The 3,073-nt window shown below is 42.5% G+C and carries 2 protein-coding genes; one reads left to right on the forward strand and one right to left on the reverse strand.

Annotated features, from left to right (window positions below; all coding sequences use genetic code 11):
- Positions 1 to 412: 412 nt before the first annotated feature.
- A complete protein-coding gene (gene fucO, locus K6C05_RS01375) occupies positions 413 to 1,558 on the reverse strand; it encodes a lactaldehyde reductase (RefSeq protein WP_296730531.1) in 1,146 nt (381 codons plus the stop codon).
- 220 nt (positions 1,559 to 1,778) lie between these two features.
- Here fucO and K6C05_RS01380 point away from each other — a divergent pair, with 220 nt between their 5' ends.
- Positions 1,779 to 2,837 (forward strand): aminotransferase class V-fold PLP-dependent enzyme, encoded by a 1,059-nt coding sequence (locus tag K6C05_RS01380; RefSeq protein ID WP_296730532.1) that lies wholly within the window; start codon positions 1,779 to 1,781, stop codon positions 2,835 to 2,837.
- Positions 2,838 to 3,073 lie beyond the last annotated feature (236 nt).

Below are 3,073 nucleotides of genomic sequence, written 5' to 3' on the forward strand. Positions count from 1 at the left end.
AAGCCCTGAGAGTATTTAAGGGCCACAGCCCAAACTGTTTCAAACATGCCGGCAATAACCAAATATATCCAATACAATATAACATCTCCCTTCATAAGAAAAGGGCACGTCCAGCTGTTTCTTCTAAGGCCTAATGAAACAGACATAGGACGTACCCGGCGGCACAATATATTATGGTACATAATATAGCAAAATCATAAATAAGTGTCAATTATCTGGGTAAATGGTGAAGTTACTAAAGGACGCAGGAGATATCGGCATAAGGATATTCAGCCTAAAGAGTTGTTGCCCCGTAAATGAAATCAAATGGGAAGATATTCCTGCAGAAAAACGCAGTTATGTAAGCAAATAGAACATGAAAGCAAAAAAAAGGGGACCATTCTGTGAATGGTCCCCAATGTTTTGTAACGAATTACATAAGCTGGCGGAACATGTCAATTACCTGCTGCTCAGTGGCTTCGCATGGATTGCCAGGATAGCAGGCATCAGCCAGGGCATCCTTGGCCAGGATCTTAAGGTCAGCTTCGGTAATCTTTTCGTTCTTGGCTGGAATTCCAACATCCTCGGACAGCTTCTTTACTGCAGCAATAGCGGCATCGCGGTATTCGGCCTGGGACATGGAGTCAACATTAGCGACACCCATAGCTCTGGCAATTTCACGATAGCGTTCGCCAGTATGTTTCTTGTTAAATTCCATAGAAATCGGCAGGAGCATTGCACAGGCAACACCATGAGGGGTGTCATAATGTGCGCTGAGAGTATGAGCCATCGCATGGTCTATCCCCAGACCAACGTTGGAAAAGCCCATTCCTGCGATATACTGTGCCAAAGCCATTCCTTTACGTCCTTCTGGCTTGTTGGCTACTGCATCACGGAGATTCTGGGAAATAAGCTTAATAGCTTCGAGATGGAACATATCAGTAAGCTCCCAGGCTGCTTTGGTGATATAACCTTCAATAGCATGGGTTAGGGCATCCATACCAGTGGCAGCTGTTAATCCCTTTGGCATGGAAGCCATCATATCAGGGTCGATGATTGCCACAGCAGGAATATCATTAGGGTCAACACATACGAATTTACGCTGCTTTTCCACATCAGTGATTACATAGTTTATAGTAACCTCTGCCGCAGTTCCGGCTGTAGTTGGTACGGCTATAGTAGGTACAGCATGATTCTTGGTTGGAGACAAGCCTTCCAGAGAGCGAACATCCTCAAATTCAGGATTGTTGATAATAATACCAACAGCTTTTGCTGTGTCCATGGATGAACCGCCGCCAACAGCAACAATGGCATCAGCATTGCAGGCCTTAAAAGCTGCCACACCATCCTGTACGTTCTGAATGGTTGGGTTTGGCTTGATTTTATCGTAAACAGTAAATGGAATATTGTTTTTGCTAAGCAGGTCCGTAATCTTGGATGTAACCCCAAATTTTACCAGATCCGGATCGGTGCATACAAAGATATGCTTGTAACCGCCCCGTTCTACTTCACCAATGATTTCATTGATGGAACCTGAGCCATGGTAAGAAATAGTGTTTAAAACGATTCTGTTTGACATTTGGTAATCCCCCAATCTTTTATAATTAATACACTATGTAAATTTTAAACCTTTTGACTAACTATGACAATATTTAAGGCAAAAATTTTATAAATAATCTGACAATTTGCTGTAGTATTGAACTTCTTTAAACATATTGCAAAATACTATTTCCTTGATTGTCTTTTGACTGTTATCTATACTGTCATTAGAAAAGTATGATATGGAGGGGACAGACTATATGAGTCAAAATAAATTGTTTTTTGCTTCAGATTATCAGGAGGGAGCACATCCAAGAATCATAGAAAGGCTGATTGAAACCAACCTTTTCCAGAGTCCTGGGTATGGTACAGATGAAATCTGTGAAGCGGCCCGAGAACGTATACGCACAGCCATTGGATGCTCAAAGTCAGCTGTGTATTTTCTGATTGGGGGGACCCAAACTAACGCTACATTAATAGATGCTTTGCTTAAGCCGTATGAGGGAGTTATTGCTCCTGATAGTGGTCACATCAGTCTTCATGAAGCAGGGGCCATTGAATTTGGTGGGCATAAGGTTTTGACCATTCCGCACCAGCTTGGTAAGATAACTGCTGAGGCTGTTGAGGCATACTGTAAAGCATTTGAAGAAGATTTGAACCATGATCACATGGTTAAGCCTGGTATGGTGTATATATCTCAGCCAACGGAGTATGGCACCTTGTATTCGCTACAGGAGCTGACTGAGCTTAGCAGAGTTTGCAGAAGTCGACAGATTCGCCTCTATGTAGATGGAGCCAGATTGGCCTATGCATTAGGGTGCAAGAGCAATGATGTTTCTCTGGAGGATCTGGCACGGCTTTGTGATGCTTTCTATATAGGCGGAACTAAATGCGGAGCCATGTTGGGGGAGGCAGTGGTTATCCCGGATCCAGGATTAATACCACATTTTTTCACTATTATGAAGCAGCACGGTGCTTTATTGGCTAAAGGCAGGATATTGGGAATTCAGTTTGACGTGTTATTTGAAAATGCTCTGTATGAATCAATAGGAAAAACAGCACTGGAGGCAGCAGATAAAATAAGGGAGAGCTTAATTTCTAACGGGTATAGGCTAGCCTTTGATTCACCCACCAATCAAATATTTATAAGTCTAAGTGAAGCTGAATATAATAGGTTAAGCCAGCGTGTGGAGTTCAGTTTTTGGGAGAAGACAGCTGATGGGCAAATAGTTGTGAGATTGGCCACCAGCTGGGCTACAACAAATGGTAATGTAGAGAAGCTGATGGATGTGCTGGTAGAGTGCAGTCCAAACGGATAAAAATCAACTAGGTTCAGGCTGAGTCAAGTAGTTTAATTTAAAATTATATTATTTCGATATAGTATTGATAGAACTACAGGGAGGTGTTCTTATGCTAGAGGGAATTGGGCGTATCGGTGCATACGTGCAGCAAAGGAATTTGAAAACAGCTGCCAAGTACCGCATAAAAACAGGACAGAGTCTAATACCCAATAAGACGGAAAAGCTGCAAAGTGCCTTGCAAAAGATTAGCAGTA

Source organism: Anaerovibrio sp. (assembly GCF_024697385.1).
In the GTDB taxonomy this organism is placed as follows: Bacteria; Bacillota; Negativicutes; order Selenomonadales; family Selenomonadaceae; genus Anaerovibrio.

Bases quoted from the DNA above. Each gene is read 5' to 3' on its own strand.
- fucO (WP_296730531.1), bottom strand. From the start codon at position 1,558: ATGTCAAACAGAATCGTTTTAAACACTATTTCTTACCATGGCTCAGGT.
- K6C05_RS01380 (WP_296730532.1), top strand. From the start codon at position 1,779: ATGAGTCAAAATAAATTGTTTTTTGCTTCAGATTATCAGGAGGGAGCA.